The sequence below is a fragment of the Pseudomonas sp. PLMAX genome, from assembly GCF_046042685.1.
GTDB lineage: Bacteria > Pseudomonadota > Gammaproteobacteria > Pseudomonadales > Pseudomonadaceae > Aquipseudomonas > Aquipseudomonas putida_AE.
Genome location: NZ_CP064949.1, coordinates 6,928,799 through 6,949,355 on the forward strand (window position 1 = coordinate 6,928,799; position 20,557 = coordinate 6,949,355).

A 20,557-nucleotide genomic window follows, 5' to 3' on the forward strand; every position below is an offset into this window, starting at 1 on the left:
AAACTGCCGATAGTGGTATTCGAGGATTTTGGTTCGGTGTCTGTGCTGACCCCTTCGCTGGCAAGCCAGCTCCTACAGTTTATCGCATTCCCCTGTAGGAGCTGGCTTGCCAGCGAAGAGGACCGAACAATCACCGCAGATCTCAGGCCGGAGACATTTCCTGCGCCAACCCCAGGAACGCCGCCGGCAACCGGGCGTTTTTTCTCTCTTTGAGGCAATACAAATATTCAGGTATCTGCGGCGCATCCTCGATCGTCAGCACCCGCAACTGAGGATCGTGCGGCACTTCCTGGCGGGCAATGATGCTGATGCCGATGTTGCGCAACACCGCCTCGCGGATCGATTCGCGGCTGCCGATCTCCAGCAGCGGCCCGAAACACACACCGGCGCTGGCAAGCAACTCTTCGGTCAAACGACGGGTGGTCGAACCCGGTTCGCGCATCAACAAGGTATGCCCCGCCAAGGCACCCAGCGACACGTGATCGTGTACCGCCAGCGGATGATTGCGATGCACCGCCAGCACCAGCGGATCACTGCCGAGCACCCGCCGAATCAGCCGCGCATCCTCCAGCAACTGCGAGGACGCCGCGACATCGACCCGATAGTCCTCGAGCGCCTCCAGCACTTGCTGGGAATTGCCGATCTCCACCGACACTTCCACCTGCGGCAGGCGCTCGCGGAAGGTCTTCACCAGGTCAAGGATGTAATACGGCGCCGTGGCGGCAATGCGCAACGTGCCCTGGACCTGCCCGCTGTTGCGCAGGAAAAACTCGATGTCGGCTTCCTGCTGCAGCAGCGCCTTGACCATCGGCAACAGCCGCGCACCCTCATCGCTGACGCTGAGACGGCGGCCGCCTCGGTAGAACAATTCAACCGAGTACTGGCTTTCCAGGTTGCGAATCTGGGTGGTCACAGTGGGTTGGCTCAAGCCGAGCTTTTTCGCTGCCAGGGTGATGCTGCCCAGGCGGGCAACCATGTAAAACGCCTTCAGCTCGGCACTCAGCACAACCATCCCTCATCGTCTATTTGCGCAACAGGCGCAGTCCATTGAACACCACCAACAGGCTCACGCCCATGTCGGCAAACACCGCCATCCACATGGTAGCGAGCCCGGCGAAGGTTACCCCAAGAAAGATCGCCTTGATCACCAATGCCAGGGCGATGTTCTGCTTGAGGATGCTCGAGGTCTGCCGCGACAGGCGAATGAACGCGGGGATTTTGCGCAGATCGTCGTCCATCAGGGCGACATCCGCGGTTTCGATTGCGGTGTCGGTACCCGCGGCCGCCATGGCGAAACCAATTTCGGAACGGGCCAATGCCGGCGCGTCATTGATGCCGTCACCCACCATGCCGACGTTATGCCCTTTGGCATACAGCGCTTCGATTGCCTGCAACTTGTCGCTGGGCAGCAGATCGCCCTTGGCCTCGTCGATACCAACCTGCGCGGCAATCGCCTGGGCGGTGTGCACGTTGTCGCCCGTGAGCATCAGGGTCTTGATGCCCAGGTCATGCAGCTGCTGGATCGCTTCGCGGCTGGATTCCTTCACCGTGTCGGCCACGGCGAACAGCGCTAAAGGACCGGATTGATCTAGCAGCAGTACTACGGATTTACCCTGCTTTTCCAGCGCGAACAGCTTCTCCTCCAGCTCGGGCGAGCACAGGTTCAGCTCTTCCACCAGCCGATGGTTGCCCAGGTGATAGGTCTGACCATTGATATCACCGCGCACCCCGCGCCCGGCCAGCGCCTCGAAGTTATCCACAATCAGCGGCGCCAGTTGTTTATCCACAGCCGCATTGGCGATGGCCAGCGACACCGGGTGATCCGAACGACCGGCCAACGCGGCGGCAAGCGCCGGAGCAGATTCGTCGGCAGTCGGGTCAAGCGACAGATAATCGGTCTGCACCGGCTTGCCATGGGTGATGGTTCCGGTTTTATCCAGCGCCAGGTAGTCGAGCTTGTAGCCGCCTTCCAGATAAACCCCGCCCTTCACCAGAATGCCCTTGCGCGCGGCGGCGGCGAGCCCGCTGACAATGGTCACCGGGGTGGAAATCACCAGTGCGCAGGGGCACGCGACCACCAGCAAGACCAGTGCGCGATAGATCCAGTCGAACCACAACTCACCCATGAACAGTGGAGGAATCACCGCCACCGCGAGGGCTAGGATGAACACTGCCGGCGTGTAGATTTTCGAAAACTGGTCAACGAATCGCTGGGTGGGTGCCCGCGCGCCTTGAGCCTGTTCGACGGCGTGGATGATCCGCGCCAGCGTCGAATGGTTCGCTTCAGCGGTCACGGCATATTCCAGGGAACCGGCCTGATTGATGGTGCCGGCGAACACCTTGTCACCAACGGTTTTCTCCACCGGCAGGCTTTCACCGGTGATCGGCGCCTGATCGATGGTCGAACTGCCGGACACCACTTCACCGTCCAGGCCGATGCGCTCGCCAGGTCGCACCCGCACCCGGGCACCGAGCTGGATGGTTTTGACATCTTGCGTGGTCCAGCTGCCGTCGGCCTGCAACACCGTGGCCTGTTCCGGGGTCATCTGCATCAGGCCGCTGATGGCGTTGCGTGCCCGGTCCAGGGATTTGGCCTCGATCAACTCGGCCACGGTGAACAGGAACATCACCATCGCCGCTTCCGGCCACTGCCCGATGAGGATCGCGCCGGTCACGGCGATACTCATCAGTGCGTTGATGTTCAGGTTGAGGTTCTTAAGCGCGATCCAGCCTTTTTTATAGGTACCGAGGCCGCCGCTGAGGATCGAGACCAGCGCAATGATCGCTACCACCCAGTTAGGCGCAGCGTTGGTGAAATGGATCACTTCCGCGGCCAGTGCGCCAATACCTGACAGCGCCAAAGGCCACCAGGGTTTCTTCTCTGGAGCCGGCGCGGGTGCTTCAACACCCTTCTCTATCGGCTCGGCCTGCATGCCGAGGGACTTGATGGCGTCGATGATCGGCGCGGTGCTCGGCAGGTCATGGGTGACGCCCAACACACGGTTGATCAGGTTGAATTCCAGCTGCTGCACACCCGCCAGCTTGCCGAGTTTGTTCTGGATCAGTGTTTGCTCGGTCGGACAATCCATGGCCTCAATGCGGAAACTGCTCAGCCGCGCGCCAGCGGTCGGCGTTTCGCTCAACTTGATCAGCGATGGTGCTGCTTTCGACGAACAGCAGGAATCACCATGGCTGCCATGGGCATGTTTCTGCACAGGCTGCAGTTTGTGGCTGTGATCGTGCTCAGCCTCGGGTTTGTGGGTATGAAGGGAATCGCTCATCAGGTCGCGTCCTTGAAGGTGCCTGTTGCCAAGTAAAGACCCTGTAGCCACTATAGGGTCAAGCACCCATTTGGAGATTGCCGTCATGAAGATTGGAGAACTCGCCAAACTCACCGACTGCGCCGTAGAAACCATCCGCTACTACGAACGCGAGAACCTGCTGCCGGAGCCGGCCCGCAGCGACGGCAACTACCGCGTCTATACCCAGGCCCACGCCGAACGCCTGACCTTCATCCGCAACTGCCGCACCCTCGACATGACCCTCGAGGAAATCCGCAGCCTGCTGGCCTTCCGCGACAGTCCGCAGGATCAATGCGAAAGCGTCAACGCGCTGATCGACGAGCACATCCACCACGTCAAGGCGCGGATCGATGGGTTGATGGCGTTGCAGACACAGTTGCTCGACCTGCGCCAACGCTGTGGCGAAGGGCCGGATGTCGATCAGTGCGGGATTTTGCAGCGGTTGGAAGTGAGTGGCGGGGTTGTGGCGACGGAGGTGGAGCATTCACATGTAGGCCGCAGCCACGGCCACTAAGAACACCGCAAATCCAAATGTGGGAGCGGGCTTGCTCGCGAAGAGGCCGTGTCAGTCGATAGAGATGTCGGCTGACAGACCGCTTTCGCGAGCAAGCCCGCTCCCACATGGGTTCGGTGTTGTGCTTCAGACGGCCATTGGCGCGGTCATGGGTGCGTGGTGCTGGTAGCCCTCGAGCGAAAAATCACTCGGCTCCACCAGCTCCAGCCACTCCGGCTGATAAACACCGGTCTTGGCAAACTCCGGCACACGGTCGCTGATCACCAGCTTCGGCATCGGGAACGGCTCGCGCTTGAGCTGTTCGTTGAGCATGTCCAGGTGATTTTCGTAGACGTGGGCATCACCGATGAAATAGGTGAACCAGCGCGGCGTGTAGCCGGTCAGGCGCCCGATCAGGCTCAGCAACGCGGCGCCTTCGGTGAGGTTGAACGGCGTGCCCAGGCCCAGGTCGTTGGAACGGATGTAGAGGGTCAGGGAAATTTCCCTGGTCTCTACATTCGGGTGGAACTGGTACAGCAGATGGCATGGCGGCAAGGCCATTTCATCGAGCTGGGCAACGTTCCAGCCGTGGAACAGGATGCGCCGGCTGCCCGGGTCCTTGATGATGGTGTCGACGCACTGGCGAACCTGGTCGATGGCCTTGTACAGCACCACGTAGGCTTGGCCATCTTCTTCACCTTCGGCGATCTGGCGGTAGCCTTGCTTCAGGGTCTGCTCGATGGCGGCCGGGTTGCTGACCGGGATCTGCTTGTAGGCCGGCCATTTGCGCCATTGCACGCCGTAGATCTCACCGAGGTCGTCTTCACCCTGGCGGAACGGGTTGGCCAGCCACTGGGCGTTTTCGTTGGCGTTCTGGTCCCAGACCTTGCAGCCCAACGCACGGAATTCGGCGGCATTGTTCACGCCACGCAAGAACCCGCACATCTCGCCGATGGCCGATTTAAAGGCCATCTTGCGCGTGGTGATCGCCGGGAAACCTTCCTTCAGATCGTAGCGCAGCATCGCGCCCGGAAAGCTGATGGTGTTCACGCCCGTGCGGTTGGCCTGTTTGGTGCCGTTCTTGATGACGTGGGCGACCAGTTCGAGATATTGCTTCATGAGTTACCTGTGTCCTTGAACCCGCAGCCATCGCTGCGGGGTTCGAATTTTATACGGCTGCCGCTGGAGTTGCCGGGGCGCGGTGATACGCCAGCCAGATCAGGAACAGCCCGCCGACGATCATCGGCACGCACAGCACCTGGCCCATGGTCAGCCAGTTCCAGGCCAGATAGCCCAGTTGCGCATCCGGGACGCGGACGAATTCGACGATGAAACGGAAGATGCCATAGAACAGCGCGAACATCCCCGACACCGCCATGGTCGGCCGCGGCTTGCGCGAGTACAGCCAGAGGATCAGGAACAGCGCCACGCCTTCGAGCGCGAACTGATATAGCTGCGAGGGGTGACGCGCCAGTTGCGCCGGGTCGGTCGGGAAGACCATCGCCCACGGCACGTCGGTCGCCTTGCCCCACAACTCGGCGTTGATGAAGTTGCCGATACGCCCGGCACCCAGGCCGATCGGTACCATTGGTGCGACAAAATCCATCAGCTGGAAAAACGACTTGTTGTTCTTTTTACCGAACCACAAGGCCGCCAGCATCACGCCGATGAAGCCGCCGTGGAACGACATGCCACCCTTCCACACTTCAAAGATCAGCAGCGGGTTGGCGATATAGGCGCTCAGGTCGTAGAACAGCACATAGCCCAGCCTGCCGCCGACGATCACCCCCATCGACATCCAGAACACCATGTCGGAGAGCTTCTCCTTGGTCCAGGTCGGGTCGAAGCGGTGCAACCGGCGCGACGCCAGCAGCCAGGCACCGCCGATGCCGATCAGGTACATCAACCCGTACCAGTGGATTTTCAGCGGACCGATGGCCAGGGCCACCGGGTCGATCTGCGGGTAAGGCAGCATTGCGACTCCTCATGAGTTCAAATCAATTCCCGGGCGACGCTGCCACCTCAGGATTAAGCCAGGATTGTGCTGCCCGTCAGAGCAGATGCTTCAGACTAGAAAGTTCAGACCAACGCAGAACAGCAAAGCGGCAAACAGTCTTTTCAGCAACCTGGGCGACAGATTGTGCGCCAGTCGCGCGCCGAAGCGGGCGAAGACCATGCTGGTCAGGGCAATGCCCAATAACGCCGGCAAATAAATGAAACCGAGACTATGGGCTGGCAGCAATGGATCGTGCCAGCCCAGAATCATGAAAAATAATGCACTGGACAACGCGATCGGCAGGCCGCAAGCCGACGACGTCGCCACCGCTTGCTGCATCGGCACGCTGCGCCAGGTCAGGAACGGCACGGTCAGCGAACCGCCGCCAATGCCGAAAATCGCCGAAGCCCAGCCAATCACGCTGCCGGCAACAGTCAGACCGACTTTCCCCGGCACCGTTCGGCTGGCCTTGGGCCTGAGGTCCAACGCCAGCTGCGCGGCGATGACCAGGGCGAACACGCCGATGATCTTTTGCAGGTTGGGCCCGGAGATCGCTTCGGCGGTCAGTGCGCCAAAACCCGCACCGACCAGGATACCCAGGGTCATCCACGCAAAAACTGGCCAGCGCACCGCCCCGCGGCGGTGATGCTCACGAATGGCGTTGACCGAGGTAAAGATGATCGTCGCCAGCGAGGTGCCCACGGCCAGGTGCGTGAGGATCGACGGATCAAATCCCTGCGCTTTGAAACTGAACACCAGCACCGGGACGATGATGATTCCACCCCCCACGCCGAACAGCCCGGCCAGCACTCCGGCGCAGGCGCCAAGCGCCAGATAGAGCAGAAATTCCATGCTGTTTCCCCACCCAACCCCAAAACCGGAGCGGCATGGTAACGGATGCATGGCCTCAGGCTCCACTGGATGGCGATGGATACCCGCACCATGACTGCGTAGAGTGGGCAAAAAAACACACAGGGATCACCTTATGTGCCTGATTGTTTTCGCCTGGCGACCGGGCCACGCCCAACCGCTGATCGTGGCGGCCAACCGCGACGAATTCTATGCCCGCCCCAGCCTGCCGCTGGCGCAATGGCCCGAAGCTCCGCAGGTGCACGCCGGGCGCGACCTGGAGGCGGGTGGCACCTGGCTGGGTGTCGGCGCCAACGGGCGTTTTGCTGCGCTGACCAACATCCGCGACCCGCATCGACCGCCGGGGCGCCGGTCTCGCGGTGAACTGGTGGCAGGGTTCCTCACCAAAGACCTGCCAATTGACGACTATTTAGACGACGTTGTCGCCCGTTCGCCGGAATATGGCGGGTTTAACCTGCTGATCGGCAACGCCAACGAGCTGTGGCACTTCAATGCCCGGGAATCGGAAGCGGTGATGCTGCCGCCGGGGGTCTACGGCCTGTCGAACGCCGGGCTGGATACGCCGTGGCCGAAACTGGTCAAGGCCAAGGCGGCGTTGAGTGAGGTGCTGGATGATCCGCAACCCCAGGCGCTGCTCGCCTTGCTGAACGACCCGCAGACCGCACCCTTTGCCGAGTTGCCGGATACTGGGGTGGGGCTGGCGACCGAGACGTTGCTGTCGAGTGTGTTTATTGCCAGCCAGAGTTATGGCACGCGGGCGAGTACGGCGTTGATTGTGCAGGCGGATGGGTCGCGGCGTTTGGTTGAACGGAGTTTCGGGCCGTATGGCGGGCATTTGGGAGAGGTGGAGATCAGGATTTAGTTGCGTTGTCCGTGTCGGCCCCTTCGCGAGCAAGCCCGCTCCCACATTAGATCTCTGAACGACGCAGATTCAATGTGGGAGCGGGCTTGCTCGCGAAGGGGGCGCCGCAGGTTCAGAGGGCCTTGATCGCCGCCGGATTGATCATCCGCGCCAACCCAAGGTTCTTCAGCGCCAATTGCAGCGAGCTGTGGATAACCTGCGGGTTGTCGATGGTCATCAGCTCTGCGAGCAATTCCTTGGCCTTGCTCAGGTTGATCTGACGCAGCATCCACTTCACCTTCGGCAGGTTGGTGGCGTTCATCGACAGGCTGTCGAAGCCCATCGCCATCAACAGCACCGCCGCAGCCGGGTCACCGGCCATCTCGCCGCAGATGCTCACCGGCTTGCCTTCGGCATGGGCGTCGCGCACCACGTTCTGCAGGGCCTGGAGCACCGCCGGGTGCAGGTAATCGTAGAGGTCGGCCACCCGTGGGTTGTTGCGGTCCACGGCCAGCAGGTACTGGGTCAGGTCGTTGGAGCCGACCGACAGGAAATCCACCTGCCTTGCCAGTTCCTTGGTCTGATAAACCGCCGCCGGAATCTCGATCATCACGCCGACCGGCGGCATGGGCACGTCGCAACCTTCGTCGCGAACCTCGCCCCAGGCCCGGTGAATCAGGTGCAAGGCCTCTTCCAGCTCGTGAGTGCCGGAGATCATCGGCAGCAGGATCCGCAGGTTGTTCAAGCCTTCGCTGGCCTTGAGCATGGCGCGGGTCTGCACCAGGAAGATTTCCGGGTGGTCGAGGGTGACGCGAATGCCGCGCCAGCCGAGGAACGGGTTGTCTTCCTTGATCGGGAAGTACGACAGCGACTTGTCGCCGCCGATGTCCAGGCTGCGCATGGTCACCGGTTGCGGGTGGAAGGCGGCGAGTTGCTCGCGGTAGATCGCCAGCTGTTCCTTTTCACTGGGGAACCGCTGGTTGATCATGAACGGTACTTCGGTGCGATACAGGCCCACGCCTTCGGCGCCGCGTTTCTGTGCCCGCGCCACATCCGCCAACAGGCCGGTGTTGACCCACAGCGGCATGCGGTGACCATCGACCGTGACGCACGGCAGGTCACGCAGCGCATCGAGGCCCAGGGCCAGTTGTTTCTCTTCCTCGACCATCTCGGCGAACTGCTTGCGCAGCACGTCACTGGGGTTGGTGTAGACCTCGCCGCGATGACCGTCGACGATCATGCCGATGCCATCGACCTTGGAATACGGCAGGTCGACCAGGCCCATCACCGTCGGAATGCCCATGGCCCGGGCAAGAATCGCCACGTGGGAGTTGCCCGAACCGAGTACCGACACCAGGCCCACCAGCTTGTTTTCCGGCACCTCGCCGAGCATGGCCGGCGTCAGTTCCTCGCTGACCAGGATGGTGTTGTCGGGGTAGACCAGGGTTTGCTGGCGCTCTTCCTGCAAGTAGGCGAGCAGGCGACGGCCGAGGTCCTTGACGTCCGAGGCGCGCTCACGCAGGTAGGCGTCGTCCATCAGTTCGAAACGGTTGACGTGATCGGTGACCACCTGGCGTAACGCGCCCTGGGCCCACTGGCCGGTCTTGATCACGGTGGTCACTTCGTTGCCCAGCGCCGCGTCGTCGAGCATCATCAGGTAGACGTCGAACAGGGCCCGTTCTTCCGGGCGCAACTGGGTGGCGAGCTTGGCCGAAAGGGTGCGCATGTCGGCCCGAACGCCTTCGATGGCGGTCTTGAACAGCCCGAGTTCAGCTTCGATGTCGGTAATGGTCTTGTCGGGCACCACGTCCAGGTCGGCCGGTGGCAACATGACCACCGCCGTGCCCACCGCCGCGCCAGGCGAGCCCGGCACACCGACGAACTTGGCTTCCTGGATACCCTTGCCCTGCCGGCCCAGGCCACGGATCGAACCGGTGGCCTCGGCATGGGCGATAACCCCGGCGAGCTGCGCGCTCATGGTCACGAGGAAGGCTTCTTCACCTTCATCGAACTGGCGGCGTTCTTTTTGCTGGATGACCAACACGCCAACGACGCGGCGGTGGTGAATGATCGGCGCCCCGAGGAACGACGCGTAGCGCTCTTCACCGGTTTCGGCGAAGTAGCGGTAACGCGGGTGATCCGCGGCGTTTTCGAGGTTCAGGGGTTCTTCACGCGTGCCGACCAGGCCGACCAGACCTTCATTGGGCGCCATGCTGACCTTGCCTATCGAGCGCTTGTTCAAGCCCTCGGTGGCCATCAGCACGAAGCGGTTGGTCTCCGGGTCAAGCAGATAGACCGAGCAGACCTGGCTGCCCATGGCCTCTTTGACGCGCAACACAATAATCCCCAACGCCGCCTTGAGATCCTTGGCGGAGTTAACTTCCTGGACGATCTTGCGCAGCGTATTGAGCATGGCTCGGGGTCGAACTCCGTCGTCAGTCGCGCGCTAAAAGGCGCGGGGCAAGCTCTTTGAGGGCGCGTCGATACACCTCGCGCTTGAATGTCACCACCTGGCCCAACGGATACCAATAGCTGACCCAGCGCCAGCCATCGAATTCCGGTTTACCGGTCAAATCCATCCGCACCCGCTGCTCGTTGGAGATCAGGCGCAGGAGAAACCATTTCTGTTTCTGGCCGATGCACAGCGGCTGGCTGTGCGTCCTGACCAGACGTTGCGGCAAACGATAGCGCAACCAGCCCCGGGTGCAGGCGAGTATTTCAACATCTTCGCGCTCCAGGCCAACTTCTTCGTTCAGCTCGCGGTACAAGGCGTCTTCCGGCGTCTCCTGGGGGTTGATCCCACCTTGAGGAAACTGCCAGGCATCTTGATTGATACGGCGAGCCCACAGCACCTGGCCGGCATCATTCGTGAGAATGATCCCGACATTAGGACGGAAACCATCGGGGTCGATCACGGCAACAACCTCGCAAACGCATGTCGTCGCATTGTTCCACAAAGGTTGTGAAGGCAGCAACGCGCCGGTCTACGTTATGTGCACTCTTGTGAAAAGTCCGTATTCTGGACGCCTTTCTACAGACTTTTCAGCGAGTAACTGCAATGCGGCTGGCTTTATTCGACTTGGACAACACGCTTCTGGGCGGCGACAGTGACCATGCCTGGGGCGATTACCTGTGTGAGCGCGGCTTCCTCGACGCCGTCGCCTACAAGACACGCAACGACGAGTTTTACCAGGACTACCTGGCCGGCAAGCTGGATAACGCCGCCTACCTGAACTTCTGCCTGGAAGTGCTTGGCCGTACCGAAATGGCCACCCTGGATCTGTGGCACAGCGACTACATGCGCGACTGCATCGAACCGATCATGCTGCCCAAGGCGATCGAGTTGCTGGCCAAACATCGCGATGCCGGCGACAAACTGGTGATCATCACCGCCACCAACCGCTTCGTGACCGGCCCCATTGCCACGCGCCTGGGCGTCGAGACCCTGATCGCTACGGAATGTGAAATGCAGGACGGCCGTTATACCGGGCGCAGTACCGATGTACCGTGCTTTCGTGAAGGCAAGGTGACAAGGCTGAATCGTTGGTTGGAAGAGACCGGGTACAACCTCGAGGACAGCTACTTTTATAGCGACTCGATGAATGATCTGGCGTTGCTGGAGCAGGTGGCGAATCCGGTGGCGGTTGATCCGGATCCGAATTTGCGGGCTGAGGCTGAGAAGCGTGGGTGGCCGGTGATTAGCTTGCGCGATTAATTGAGCTCCACCCTGTAGGAGCGAGCTTGCTCGCGAAAAACTTAAGGTCGCTGCGGAGAGTCAGGCACCCCGCGTTTTCGTTAACGACCATCGCGAGCAAGCTCGCTCCTACACAGGCTTGGCCCCCATCAACCCGGCAATCGCCACAAAGCAGACAAAACTGAACAACGCCAAGGCAAAGGTAAATTTACCCACCCCACCCGGCGCCTTGCGCAATTTGTTAAGGCGCACCAGCAACCAGAACCACGCCAACGCCGCCACGGTGTAAAGCACACTGGAAGCCAGCAACCAAGTCTGCCCCAGCGGCCAACCCACCAGATGCACCATCCCCCAGCCGGTAAACGGCATGCTCAACAGCGCCAGCCCCATCAACAACCAAACAAACACTCGCGGCCGTTGCAGGGTGCGGCTGCCTGCCGTCGCGTCGCCGTTACGCCGCGCGCGCCAGACCCAGATTCCCAGGCCCAGCGCACCCAGCAGCAACACCACCGTCGCCACCATGTGCGCCGCTTTCAGGGCGGTTAGCGTTTCCATCGTCGGTATTCCTTATGACCTGCCCATCTGCGTAGCCGCTCAGCCAAGAAACAGCTGATAGGCCGGGTTGTCGCTTTCATCCCAGTACGGGTAGCCAATTTCTTCCAGTGCCGCAGGTACCAGGTGACGTTCATCGTGAGGTACTTGCAGGCCCGCGACCACACGGCCATCGGCCGCACCATGGTTACGATAATGGAACATCGAGATGTTCCAGCGCCCGCCGAGCTTGTTGAGGAAGTTGAACAGCGCACCCGGACGCTCCGGGAATTCGAAGCGCAGGATCACTTCATCGACCACGTGCGCGGCACGACCGCCAACCATGTGACGGATGTGCAGCTTGGCCAGTTCGTTGTCGGTCAGGTCGACGACCGGGAAGCCCTGCTCGCCCAGGCTGGCGATCAACGCGCGGCGCGGGTCGGTGTCCGGATGGGTCTGCACGCCAACGAAGATGTGCGCTTCGCTGCCGGTGTTGTAGCGGTAGTTGAATTCAGTGATCTGGCGCTTGCCGATGGCTTCGCAGAACGCCTTGAAGCTCCCCGGCTTCTCAGGGATGGTCACGGCGATGATGGCTTCGCGGCCCTCGCCCAGTTCGGCGCGCTCGGCGACGTGACGCAGGCGGTCGAAGTTGACGTTGGCCCCGGAGTCGATGGCCACGAAGGTCTGGCCGCTGACGCCGCGGGACTCGACGTACTTCTTGATCCCGGCCACGCCCAGGGCGCCGGCCGGTTCGGTGATCGAACGGGTATCGTCGTAGATGTCCTTGATCGCCGCACAGATTTCGTCGGTGCTGACGGTGATGACTTCGTCGACGTAGTCTTTGCAGATCTCAAAGGTGTACTGGCCGATCTGGGCCACCGCAACGCCGTCGGCGAAGATGCCCACGGTCGGCAACACCACGCGCTCGCCGGCCGCCATGGCGGCTTGCAGGCAATTGGAGTCATCCGGCTCGACGCCGATGATCTTGATGTCCGGCCGCAGGTATTTCACGTAGGCCGCGATACCGGCGATCAGGCCGCCGCCGCCCACCGGCACGAAGATCGCATCCAGGGGCGCCGGGTGCTGGCGCAAAATCTCCATGGCCACCGTGCCCTGCCCGGCAATGGTGTGGGGATCGTCGTAGGGGTGAATGTAGACGTAGCCTTTTTCGTCGACCAGTTTCAGCGAGTAGGCCAGGGCCTCCGGAAACGAATCGCCGTGCAGCACCACTTTGCCACCGCGCGAACGCACGCCTTCGACCTTGATCTCGGGCGTGGTCTTGGGCATGACGATGGTGGCTTTCACGCCCAGGACCTTGGCGGCCAGGGCCAGGCCTTGCGCATGATTGCCCGCGGAAGCGGTGACCACGCCGCGGGCGCGCTCTTCGTCGCTCAGTTGAGTCAGCTTGTTGTAGGCGCCGCGAATCTTGAACGAGAACACCGGCTGCAAGTCTTCACGCTTGAGCAAAATCTCGTTGCCCAGCCGCTCGGAGAGCTGACGGGCAGTCTGCAATGGGGTTTCTACGGCAACGTCATAAACGCGCGAGGTGAGGATCTTTTTGACGTACTGTTCAAGCATCGGAAAGCATCACTGAGCGGGTTGGGCAGGATCAAGGAGTCTAACCCGGCTTTTGGCCGCACGACCACCTGTTGTAGGAGCGAGCTTGCTCGCGAAAAACGCAATGACGCCGCTGGACACCTGTTTTTACGCGTTTTCGTTCACGACCATCGCGAGCAAGCTAGCGCCTACAGTAACCCGGGAGACCGACCCGCCAATCGGGCAATGACCTTCCCGGCCCCGAAGCCTATAATGCCGGCCTTTCGTTCCCTCTTCGGCACTTCGGAGCCCGCATGACCCAGGATCAACTCAAACAGGCCGTAGCCCAGGCCGCCGTCGACTTCATCCTCCCGAAACTCGATGACAAGAGCATCGTCGGGGTCGGCACCGGCTCCACCGCCAACTGCTTCATCGACGCCCTGGCCCAGCACAAAGGTGCATTCGACGGCGCGGTCGCCAGCTCCGAAGCCACCGCGGCACGCCTCAAGGGCCACGGCATTCCGGTGTACGAGCTCAATACGGTCAGCGACCTGGAGTTCTACGTCGACGGCGCCGACGAGAGCGACGAGCACCTGAACCTGATCAAGGGCGGCGGCGCGGCCCTGACCCGCGAGAAAATCGTCGCGGCCGTGGCCAAGACCTTCATCTGCATCGCCGACGCCAGCAAGCTGGTGCCGGTCCTGGGCGCGTTCCCGCTGCCCGTGGAAGTGATCCCGATGGCCCGCAGCCATGTGGCCCGCCAGCTGGTGAAACTCGGCGGTGACCCGGTCTACCGTGAAGGCGTGCTGACCGACAACGGCAACATCATTCTCGACGTGTTCAACCTGGAGATCACCAACCCGGTCGAGCTGGAATCGCAGATCAATGCGATCGTCGGCGTGGTCACCAACGGCTTGTTCGCGGCGCGTCCGGCGGATCTGCTGTTGCTGGGCACGAGCGAAGGCGTAAAAACCCTGCGCGCCCAGTAAGAACACGCACAACCCCTGTAGGAGCTGGCTTGCCAGCGATGGCGGCGTTACATCCAACGAAGATGTTGAATGTCATGGCCTCTTCGCTGGCAAGCCAGCTCCTACAGGGTGCTTGTTTCAGCTTCAGGGTTGTGCTGGCTTCTTGAAGACGTAAAACAAGTTCGGCTCACTCACCAGGTACATCGTTCCGTCATCGTCCATGGCGATCCCTTCCGCTTGCGGTACGGTCTTTTGCAGACCCTGACGCCCCTTGTTCAGCGACATGGTGCTCAGCGGCCGACCGTCCACATCCAGCTCCAGAATCAGTCGCGACTCGTCGGACAACGCCAGCAAGTGCCCGCTGCGCTCGTCGTATTGCAGGCTCGACAGATCCCGCACAAACATCCCGGCGTCGCGCTTGGGATTGTTGACCACATGCACCGCGTAGGATTTTTCCGGATTGAAATGCGGAAACCCGTGCACTTCGTAGATCAGCATCGGGTCGCGCTCCTTGGCCACGAACAGCCGTTTGCCCACCGAATCATAAGCCAGCCCCTCGAAACCCTTGTTGCCGCTCATGTGCACACCGAGGGTCATCTGCTCCGCGTCCGCGGCGTCGAGGAAGGTGGTGTCATGCTCAAGATGAATCTTGATCAACCGTTGCTGGCGCTCGTCCGTGATCACGTAGGTGTCGGCGCTGATGAACTCAACGGCCTCAGGATCACCAAAGCCGACCATCGCGATGCGGCGCAGAATCTTGCCGTCGAGGGACAGCTCGATCAATTCGGAGTTTTGGTTGGTGACGGTGAACAGGCTTTTGCGCACCGGATCGAAGGTCAACGCTGACACATCGTCGTCCAGCCCTTCAATGACCTGCCCCTCCAACACCACCCGATACTGGTCCAGGCCAATGGACTGGCTGTTCGTCGGCTGCCAGAGCGTGTGCAGGTTGAACCAGCCGCGCTCGAACAGGCGCAGGTACTGGCCGACCGCGATCAATACGCTCAGGGCAATCACCGACAAGAGCAAAAGCAGGGGTTTGGGGCGGGCTAATCGACGCATTCAGGTGGGCTCGGGATTCAGAACAGGCGGATGAAATATCACGCCTGGCTGAACTGAAGCTTAATGGCCATTGGCCTGATCCTACAACCAGCGGCAAAAATACCTACAGGTAAAGGCGATTACTTCTGTTTTTCCAAGCGATAAAACAGGTTTGGCTCACTCACGATGTAAATCGTGCCGGCCTCGTCCATGGTCACGCCTTCGGCCCGCGGAATGGTCTTCTTCAGGCCGTTGAAGCCAGCCAGCAAGGTCATGAAGCTGACCTGCTCGCCTTTCTCGTCCAGCTCAAGCAACAGGTGCGAGTCAGCAGACAATACCAGGGTGTGGCCGGTCCGTGGATCGATGGCCAGGGCAGACAGGTTACGGATGTCCAGCTCATCACTGGCAAGCTTTTGCTTGTCACCGGTGAGTGTCTTGCCGTCGCCTTTCCAGGTGAACAGCGCGGGTGGACGCTCTTCGCCCAGCAGCAATTGCTGATTGCGCGCATCCCAGGTGACGGCCTCGAAGGCCTTGTTCTGGTCTTTCGAAGGGCCGAGGTCGTACTTCGGATAATCAGCGATGTTCAGCTCGCGAGTGTCGGCGTCGACCTTGACGAGGATCACCTGGTGGTCACGCTCATCGACAATGGCCAGCATCCCGTTGCCCAGGGCCGTCACCCCTTCAGGATTGCTCCAGCCTACCAACGGCATTTTGCGCAGCACATCGCCTTGCAGCGACAACTCGACCAGGAACGGATTTTTACCCATCACCGAAAACAGGGTTTTGGTCTGGGCATCGTAGGTGACGTCCGACGCTTCGTCCTTTTCCATGCCCGGAAGTGGCTTGGCGTCGATCACCGCATGGTAGTCCGGCAGCCAGACACTGTCCTGGCGCTCGGCCGGGCTTTCAAAACGCTCCTGCAGCCAGAGCACGCCACGGTCATCCCAATGCATGGCAAACGCCAGGCCGTAGGCGGCGGCGACCAACAGCAACAGCCAGGAATACCAACGCAGGGCAAAGCGCGAGCGACGGGCAGGTTTGAGCGACGAGAGCGGTTGAGTGGCCATCAGGGCATGCGTTCCAGAAATTCAGGCGTGGGGTAATAGCACAACCGCACCCCCTGTAGGAGCTGGCTTGCCAGCGAAGGTGTAACAGTCAACGAAGATGTTGAATGTCAGGGCCCCTTCGCTGGCAAGCCAGCTCCTACAAGGGTTTTGTGTTGCTTAGCGAACGCTGCTGGTGAAGCTGCTGGCGCCCGGCAGTTCCAGGACGATCTCGTCACCGACATTCAGCGGGCCAACACCCACTGGCGTACCGGTGAGGATCACGTCACCGGCCTGCAGCGAGAAGCAGCCGGCCATGTACTGGATCATCGGCACGATCGGGTTGAGCATCGCGCTGCTGTTGCCGTCCTGGCGCACTTCGCCATTGATGGTCAGGCGAATGCCGATGTCGGTCAGGTCGGCGAAGGTGCCGCCGGAGACGAACGGCGCAATCACCGCCGCACCGTCGAAGGACTTGGCGATTTCCCAGGGCAGGCCCTTGGATTTCAGCTCGGCCTGCTTGTCGCGCAGGGTCAGGTCCAGGGCCGGGGCGAAGCCGGAGATGGCGTCGAGCACTTCCTCAACGCTGGGTTTGGTCGACAAGGGCTTGCCGATCAGCACCGCGATTTCCGCTTCGTAGTGCACCGAGCCACGCTCGGTCGGAATGCTGAAACCGCCTTCCAGCGGCACCACGCAACTGCCGGGCTTGATGAACAGCAGCGGCTCGGTCGGTACCGGATTGTCCAGTTCCTTGGCGTGTTCGGCGTAGTTACGCCCGATGCACACCACTTTCCCCAGCGGGAAGTGAATACGCGTTCCGTCGACATACTGGTGCTGATAGCTCATTACCGACTCCTGCTTCGTTGCACTTAAATTCGAAAATCAAACAGCGAAAATCTTGCCCGGGTTCATGACGCCGTTCGGGTCGAACACCGCCTTGACGGCTTTCATGTACTCGATTTCGACTGGCGAACGGCTGTAGGTCAAGTAATCGCGCTTGGTCATACCCACGCCGTGTTCGGCGGAAATCGAACCGTTGTACTTCTCGACGGTTTCGAACACCCACTTGTTGACGGTGGCGCACTTGGCGAAGAACTCGTCCTTGCTCAGGTTATCCGGCTTGAGGATGTTCAGGTGCAGGTTGCCGTCGCCGATGTGGCCGAACCAGACGATTTCGAAGTCCGGGTAGTGTTCGCCGACGATCGCGTCGATTTCCTTGAGGAACGCCGGGACTTTCGAAACAGTGACCGAAATGTCGTTCTTGTACGGCGTCCAGTGGGAAATGGTTTCGGAAATGTATTCGCGCAGTTTCCACAGATTCTGCAGCTGGGTTTCGCTCTGGCTCATCACGCCGTCCAGCACCCAGCCCTGCTCGACGCAGTGCTCGAATGTTTCCAGGGCGTGGTTGGCCACTTCTTCGGTGGTCGCTTCGAATTCCAGCAACGCATAGAACGGGCAGTCGGTTTCGAACGGCGCCGGCACGTCACCACGGCCCATGACCTTGGCCAGGGCCTTGTCGGAGAAGAATTCGAAAGCGGTCAGGTCCAGCTTGCTCTGGAACGCGTGCAGCACCGGCATGATCGAGTCGAAATCGGCAGTACCCAAGACCATGGCGGTCAGGTTTTTCGGCGCGCGATCCAGGCGCATGGTCGCTTCGACCACGAAACCGAGGGTGCCTTCTGCACCGATGAACAGCTGGCGCATGTCGTAGCCGGTGGCGTTCTTGATCAGGTCGCGGTTCAGCTCCAGCACGTCGCCCTTGCCGGTGACGACTTTCATGCCCGCCACCCAGTTACGGGTCATGCCGTAGCGAATTACCTTGATCCCGCCGGCATTGGTGCCGATATTGCCGCCAATCTGGCTCGAACCTGCCGAGGCGAAGTCCACCGGGTAGTACAGGCCTTTTTCTTCGGCCACGTTCTGCAGATGCTCGGTAACCACGCCAGGCTGGCACACGGCGGTGCGGTCGGTCAGGTTCACGTCGAGGATCTGGTTCATGTAGTCGAAGGACACGACGACTTCGCCATTGGCTGCGACGGCAGCGGCAGACAAGCCGGTACGACCACCGGACGGCACCAGCGCGACCTTGTGTTTATTGGCCCACAGGACAATGGCCTGGACCTGCTCGGTGGTCTTGGGGAACACGATGGCGGTCGGGGCCGGGGCGAAATGCTTGGTCCAATCCTTACCGTAAGCATTCAGGGAGTCGGCGTCGGTCAGCACCTTGCCAGGCTCAACCAGGGTCTTCAGCTCATCAATCAGGGCAGGATTGGTCATCGACAGAACTCTCGAACAATTCATGGTCATCCTGAGAACGCTTCACGTCGCAGGAATGAGTGTTTAGCGGGGTGCATATGCTAGCATACCGACCCCGCAGCATAGTGCCCAACGGCTGTTCTGCGGCGACGGCATTCTTGTCGTCCGGGTCAGCGTCTGTTGACCATTTCCTGCCATTTTTCTCCGGGATACAGGTTTACGCAGATGAGCAAGACTTCTCTCGATAAGAGCAAGATCAAGTTCCTTCTTCTCGAAGGCGTCCACCAATCGGCTGTCGACGTCCTCAAGGCGGCGGGCTACACCAGCATCGAGTACCTCACAGGTTCTCTGCCGGAAGCCCAGCTCAAGGAAAAGATCGCTGATGCTCACTTCATCGGCATTCGCTCGCGCACTCAACTGACCGAAGAGATCTTCGATCACGCGAAGAAGCTGGTGGCGGTAGGGTGTTTCTGCATCGGCACCAACCAGGTCGACCTGAGCGCTGCCCGCGAACGCGGTATCGCCGTGTTCAACGCGCCGTACTCCAACACCCGTTCCGTTGCCGAACTGGTGCTGGCCGAAGCGATCCTGTTGCTGCGCGGTATCCCTGAGAAGAACGCTTCCTGCCACCGTGGCGGCTGGATCAAGAGCGCGGCCAACTCCTTCGAGATCCGCGGCAAGAAGCTGGGCATCGTCGGCTACGGCTCGATCGGTACCCAACTGTCGGTCCTGGCCGAAGGCCTGGGCATGCAGGTGTACTTCTACGACACCGTGACCAAGCTGCCACTGGGTAACGCCACCCAGGTCGGCAACCTGCACGAACTGCTGGGCATGTCCGACATCGTGACCCTGCACGTACCGGAAACCGCTGCGACCCAGTGGATGATCGGCGAGAAGGAAATCCGCGCCATCAAGAAGGGCGGCATCCTGATCAACGCCGCACGCGGCACCGTGGTCGAACTGGACGCCCTGGCGGACGCGATCAAGGACAAGCACCTGATCGGCGCGGCCATCGACGTGTTCCCGGTGGAGCCACGCTCCAACGACGAAGAGTTCGAAAGCCCGCTGCGTGGCCTGGACAACGTGATCCTGACCCCGCACATCGGTGGTTCCACCGCCGAGGCGCAGGCCAACATCGGTCTGGAAGTGGCTGAGAAGCTGGTCAAGTACAGCGACAACGGTACTTCGGTATCGTCGGTGAACTTCCCGGAAGTGGCCCTGCCGGCTCACCCTGGCAAGCACCGCCTGCTGCACATCCACGAGAACATCCCGGGTGTGATGAGCGAGATCAACAAGGTCTTCGCCGAAAACGGCATCAACATCTCCGGTCAGTTCCTGCAGACCAACGAGAAAGTCGGCTACGTGGTCATCGACGTAGACGCCGAGTACTCGGACCTGGCGCAACAGAAGCTGCAACACGTCAACGGCACCATCCGTAGCCGTGTGCTGTTCTAAGCACAGCGTGCAGCGCTAAAAAGGGAGCCCCTTCGCAGGGGCTCCCTTTTTTTATTTCACATTGACGGTAATCTTCTCCGATACGATCGGCGGATCGAACGGCATGTGGCCGCTGTCGCCCAGCTCCAGCTGCAAGGTATGCTTGCCCGGTGTCAGTTTTACTTCAGCCTGGGTCTGCGCCTTGCCGAAGTGCAGGTGGTTGGCATCGTTGGGGATCGGCTGGCCGGCGGCCGGCAGTTCATCGACATCGATCAGCAGGTGGTGGTGACCGGTGTTCTTGGTGACATCACCCGCTGGCGCCAGCGCAATGTCCTTGACGGCGAACTTGACCACGACAGCCTGCGGGACCGTTGCACCGTCTGCCGGAGAAACGATGGACACTTCAGCGCCCTTGGGCGCTGGCGTTGCGGCACTGGCCAACACTGAAACGCCCATCAACAGGCCAGCGAAAGCAGCACGTGACATAAAGGTTTTCATTCTCTTCTCCAGTTTTTCCGTAAAATTTCCGTGACCATCACAACTTCATGGTCA

Annotated in this window: 19 protein-coding genes; 5 read left to right on the plus strand and 14 right to left on the minus strand. The window is 60.8% G+C overall.

Going from position 1 to position 20,557, the window contains the following annotated elements:
• Positions 1–142: 142 nt before the first annotated feature.
• Together DKB71_RS31680 and DKB71_RS31685 are read right to left on the minus strand one after the other, a co-directional pair.
• On the minus strand, positions 143–1,006 hold the full coding sequence (locus DKB71_RS31680; protein WP_274075691.1) for a LysR family transcriptional regulator: 864 nt from the start codon (positions 1,004–1,006) through the stop codon (positions 143–145).
• Positions 1,007–1,022: 16 nt separating this feature from the next.
• Positions 1,023–3,281, minus strand: coding sequence for a heavy metal translocating P-type ATPase (locus tag DKB71_RS31685; RefSeq protein WP_408599255.1), 2,259 nt, complete (start codon positions 3,279–3,281; stop codon positions 1,023–1,025).
• 85 nt (positions 3,282–3,366) lie between these two features.
• Between DKB71_RS31685 and cadR the strand changes: the two genes are divergently transcribed.
• Positions 3,367–3,816 (plus strand): Cd(II)/Pb(II)-responsive transcriptional regulator, encoded by a 450-nt coding sequence (gene cadR, locus DKB71_RS31690; RefSeq protein ID WP_408599256.1) that lies wholly within the window; start codon positions 3,367–3,369, stop codon positions 3,814–3,816.
• A 126-nt stretch (positions 3,817–3,942) separates the two neighbouring features.
• Here the strand turns inward: cadR and DKB71_RS31695 are convergent, their stop codons facing one another.
• From DKB71_RS31695 to DKB71_RS31705, 3 genes are all read right to left on the minus strand, one after another.
• Positions 3,943–4,914, minus strand: coding sequence for a thymidylate synthase (locus DKB71_RS31695; RefSeq protein WP_274073599.1), 972 nt, complete (start codon positions 4,912–4,914; stop codon positions 3,943–3,945).
• 49 nt (positions 4,915–4,963) lie between these two features.
• Positions 4,964–5,770 carry a prolipoprotein diacylglyceryl transferase gene (gene lgt / locus DKB71_RS31700; protein ID WP_408599257.1) on the minus strand — a complete coding sequence of 269 codons (807 nt, stop codon included), beginning with the start codon at positions 5,768–5,770 and terminating at the stop codon, positions 4,964–4,966.
• Positions 5,771–5,860: 90 nt separating this feature from the next.
• Positions 5,861–6,643, minus strand: a complete 783-nt coding sequence (locus DKB71_RS31705; protein WP_408599258.1) for a sulfite exporter TauE/SafE family protein — start codon at positions 6,641–6,643, stop codon at positions 5,861–5,863.
• 133 nt (positions 6,644–6,776) lie between these two features.
• Between DKB71_RS31705 and DKB71_RS31710 the strand changes: the two genes are divergently transcribed.
• Complete coding sequence (locus DKB71_RS31710) at positions 6,777–7,523, plus strand: NRDE family protein (protein ID WP_408599259.1); 747 nt, start codon at positions 6,777–6,779, stop codon at positions 7,521–7,523.
• A 112-nt stretch (positions 7,524–7,635) separates the two neighbouring features.
• On the opposite strand, the gene ptsP is transcribed toward DKB71_RS31710, so the two are convergent.
• Positions 7,636–9,915 carry a phosphoenolpyruvate--protein phosphotransferase gene (ptsP, locus tag DKB71_RS31715; protein WP_408599260.1) on the minus strand — a complete coding sequence of 760 codons (2,280 nt, stop codon included), beginning with the start codon at positions 9,913–9,915 and terminating at the stop codon, positions 7,636–7,638.
• 22 nt (positions 9,916–9,937) lie between these two features.
• Complete coding sequence (locus DKB71_RS31720) at positions 9,938–10,417, minus strand: RNA pyrophosphohydrolase (protein ID WP_007897732.1); 480 nt, start codon at positions 10,415–10,417, stop codon at positions 9,938–9,940.
• A gap of 143 nt (positions 10,418–10,560) precedes the next feature.
• On the opposite strand from DKB71_RS31720, the gene DKB71_RS31725 reads away from it, so the two are divergent.
• Entirely contained in the window at positions 10,561–11,217 is a 657-nt protein-coding gene (locus DKB71_RS31725) for an HAD family hydrolase (RefSeq protein WP_406592326.1), read from the plus strand.
• Between the two features lie 108 nt (positions 11,218–11,325).
• On the opposite strand, the gene DKB71_RS31730 is transcribed toward DKB71_RS31725, so the two are convergent.
• Together DKB71_RS31730 and ilvA are read right to left on the minus strand one after the other, a co-directional pair.
• Positions 11,326–11,751 (minus strand): DUF2269 family protein, encoded by a 426-nt coding sequence (locus tag DKB71_RS31730; RefSeq protein ID WP_408599261.1) that lies wholly within the window; start codon positions 11,749–11,751, stop codon positions 11,326–11,328.
• A gap of 39 nt (positions 11,752–11,790) precedes the next feature.
• Positions 11,791–13,305, minus strand: a complete 1,515-nt coding sequence (gene ilvA / locus DKB71_RS31735) for a threonine ammonia-lyase, biosynthetic (RefSeq protein ID WP_274073606.1) — start codon at positions 13,303–13,305, stop codon at positions 11,791–11,793.
• Positions 13,306–13,577: 272 nt separating this feature from the next.
• Here ilvA and rpiA point away from each other — a divergent pair, with 272 nt between their 5' ends.
• Positions 13,578–14,252: a ribose-5-phosphate isomerase RpiA gene (gene rpiA / locus DKB71_RS31740; protein WP_046818391.1), complete on the plus strand. Its 675-nt coding sequence runs from the start codon at positions 13,578–13,580 to the stop codon at positions 14,250–14,252.
• A 123-nt stretch (positions 14,253–14,375) separates the two neighbouring features.
• Here rpiA and DKB71_RS31745 read toward each other — a convergent pair whose 3' ends face one another.
• The 4 genes from DKB71_RS31745 to DKB71_RS31760 form a co-directional block, all read right to left on the minus strand.
• Positions 14,376–15,293 (minus strand): SdiA-regulated domain-containing protein, encoded by a 918-nt coding sequence (locus DKB71_RS31745; RefSeq protein WP_274073607.1) that lies wholly within the window; start codon positions 15,291–15,293, stop codon positions 14,376–14,378.
• A gap of 119 nt (positions 15,294–15,412) precedes the next feature.
• On the minus strand, positions 15,413–16,339 hold the full coding sequence (locus DKB71_RS31750) for an SdiA-regulated domain-containing protein (RefSeq protein WP_274073608.1): 927 nt from the start codon (positions 16,337–16,339) through the stop codon (positions 15,413–15,415).
• A 156-nt stretch (positions 16,340–16,495) separates the two neighbouring features.
• Complete coding sequence (locus DKB71_RS31755; protein WP_408599262.1) at positions 16,496–17,161, minus strand: fumarylacetoacetate hydrolase family protein; 666 nt, start codon at positions 17,159–17,161, stop codon at positions 16,496–16,498.
• A gap of 36 nt (positions 17,162–17,197) precedes the next feature.
• Complete coding sequence (locus DKB71_RS31760) at positions 17,198–18,592, minus strand: FAD-binding oxidoreductase (RefSeq protein ID WP_408599263.1); 1,395 nt, start codon at positions 18,590–18,592, stop codon at positions 17,198–17,200.
• A 204-nt stretch (positions 18,593–18,796) separates the two neighbouring features.
• On the opposite strand from DKB71_RS31760, the gene serA reads away from it, so the two are divergent.
• On the plus strand, positions 18,797–20,026 hold the full coding sequence (gene serA, locus DKB71_RS31765; RefSeq protein WP_020797315.1) for a phosphoglycerate dehydrogenase: 1,230 nt from the start codon (positions 18,797–18,799) through the stop codon (positions 20,024–20,026).
• Positions 20,027–20,077: 51 nt separating this feature from the next.
• Here serA and DKB71_RS31770 read toward each other — a convergent pair whose 3' ends face one another.
• Positions 20,078–20,503, minus strand: a complete 426-nt coding sequence (locus DKB71_RS31770; RefSeq protein WP_408599264.1) for a DUF4399 domain-containing protein — start codon at positions 20,501–20,503, stop codon at positions 20,078–20,080.
• Positions 20,504–20,557: the final 54 nt, after the last annotated feature.

Excerpts from the sequence above, each read along its gene's own strand:
- DKB71_RS31685 (WP_408599255.1), bottom strand. The coding sequence starts at position 3,281 with ATGAGCGATTCCCTTCATACCCACAAACCCGAGGCTGAGCACGATCAC.
- cadR (WP_408599256.1), top strand. The coding sequence starts at position 3,367 with ATGAAGATTGGAGAACTCGCCAAACTCACCGACTGCGCCGTAGAAACC.
- DKB71_RS31695 (WP_274073599.1), bottom strand. The coding sequence starts at position 4,914 with ATGAAGCAATATCTCGAACTGGTCGCCCACGTCATCAAGAACGGCACC.
- lgt (WP_408599257.1), bottom strand. The coding sequence starts at position 5,770 with ATGCTGCCTTACCCGCAGATCGACCCGGTGGCCCTGGCCATCGGTCCG.
- DKB71_RS31705 (WP_408599258.1), bottom strand. The coding sequence starts at position 6,643 with ATGGAATTTCTGCTCTATCTGGCGCTTGGCGCCTGCGCCGGAGTGCTG.
- DKB71_RS31710 (WP_408599259.1), top strand. The coding sequence starts at position 6,777 with ATGTGCCTGATTGTTTTCGCCTGGCGACCGGGCCACGCCCAACCGCTG.
- ptsP (WP_408599260.1), bottom strand. The coding sequence starts at position 9,915 with ATGCTCAATACGCTGCGCAAGATCGTCCAGGAAGTTAACTCCGCCAAG.
- DKB71_RS31725 (WP_406592326.1), top strand. The coding sequence starts at position 10,561 with ATGCGGCTGGCTTTATTCGACTTGGACAACACGCTTCTGGGCGGCGAC.
- DKB71_RS31730 (WP_408599261.1), bottom strand. The coding sequence starts at position 11,751 with ATGGAAACGCTAACCGCCCTGAAAGCGGCGCACATGGTGGCGACGGTG.
- ilvA (WP_274073606.1), bottom strand. The coding sequence starts at position 13,305 with ATGCTTGAACAGTACGTCAAAAAGATCCTCACCTCGCGCGTTTATGAC.
- rpiA (WP_046818391.1), top strand. The coding sequence starts at position 13,578 with ATGACCCAGGATCAACTCAAACAGGCCGTAGCCCAGGCCGCCGTCGAC.
- DKB71_RS31745 (WP_274073607.1), bottom strand. The coding sequence starts at position 15,293 with ATGCGTCGATTAGCCCGCCCCAAACCCCTGCTTTTGCTCTTGTCGGTG.
- DKB71_RS31750 (WP_274073608.1), bottom strand. The coding sequence starts at position 16,339 with ATGGCCACTCAACCGCTCTCGTCGCTCAAACCTGCCCGTCGCTCGCGC.
- DKB71_RS31755 (WP_408599262.1), bottom strand. The coding sequence starts at position 17,161 with ATGAGCTATCAGCACCAGTATGTCGACGGAACGCGTATTCACTTCCCG.
- DKB71_RS31760 (WP_408599263.1), bottom strand. The coding sequence starts at position 18,592 with ATGACCAATCCTGCCCTGATTGATGAGCTGAAGACCCTGGTTGAGCCT.
- serA (WP_020797315.1), top strand. The coding sequence starts at position 18,797 with ATGAGCAAGACTTCTCTCGATAAGAGCAAGATCAAGTTCCTTCTTCTC.
- DKB71_RS31770 (WP_408599264.1), bottom strand. The coding sequence starts at position 20,503 with ATGAAAACCTTTATGTCACGTGCTGCTTTCGCTGGCCTGTTGATGGGC.